The organism is Mycobacterium sp. E3298 (assembly GCF_001666895.1).
GTDB lineage: Bacteria > Actinomycetota > Actinomycetes > Mycobacteriales > Mycobacteriaceae > Mycobacterium.
Genome location: NZ_LZJB01000448.1, coordinates 1 through 641, shown reverse-complemented (window position 1 = coordinate 641; position 641 = coordinate 1). Strand labels below are relative to the sequence as shown.

Below are 641 nucleotides of genomic sequence, written 5' to 3'. Positions count from 1 at the left end.
CAGGATTCGAGGTAATGGAACTGGGCGCGGCCGGGGGTGGGCCGGGCCACGTAGAGGCCCCACGGGTGAACCGCATAGTCGTCCACGTCCCGCACGATGCCCTTGGGATCGGTGTTGGTGCGGGCGATCAGGTCGAACGTCTCGTGCTTGGGCGGATGGATGCACCTACTCTAGTCACAATGAGCGACCTCAGCGGAAAGACAGCCCTGGTCACCGGCGGGAATTCGGGCATCGGGCTGGCGGCCGCGCAGCGGCTGGCCGACGCGGGCGCCCACGTCATCCTGACCGGGCGCAACCAGCAGACCATCGACGCCGCCGTGGCCTCGATCGGTGAACGGGCGACGGGCGTCCGCGCTGACGTGGCCAACCTTGACGACGTGGCCGCCGTCGCCGACGTCGTCGCCTCCCGCGGAGCGGGCCTCGACGTGCTCTTCGCCAACGCGGGCGGCGGAGAATTCGCGGCACTGGGCGACATTTCGGTCGAACACTTCACGTCCACGTTCATGACCAACGTGGGCGGCACGCTGTTCACCGTGCAAGCCATGCTGCCGCTGCTCAACCGCGGGTCGTCGCCGACCGCGCCTATTTCATCTTCCTGGCGCTGTTGCCGTTCATCTTGGGTTCGCTGTCGCTGACGGTTC

General features: G+C 67.6%; 1 protein-coding gene and 1 pseudogene. One reads left to right on the top strand and one right to left on the bottom strand.

Annotation, left to right across the window (positions count from 1 at the left end; translation table 11 throughout):
• Nucleotides 1-131: pseudogene (locus tag A9X05_RS32310) on the bottom strand (hypothetical protein); the annotation flags it as partial.
• Between the two features lie 48 nt (nt 132-179).
• Here A9X05_RS32310 and A9X05_RS20985 point away from each other — a divergent pair.
• Nucleotides 180-635 (top strand): SDR family NAD(P)-dependent oxidoreductase, encoded by a 456-nt coding sequence (locus A9X05_RS20985; RefSeq protein WP_231978442.1) that lies wholly within the window; start codon nt 180-182, stop codon nt 633-635.
• The last annotated feature ends 6 nt before the right edge of the window (nt 636-641 follow it).

Excerpts from the sequence above, each read along its gene's own strand:
- A9X05_RS20985 (WP_231978442.1), top strand. The coding sequence starts at position 180 with ATGAGCGACCTCAGCGGAAAGACAGCCCTGGTCACCGGCGGGAATTCG.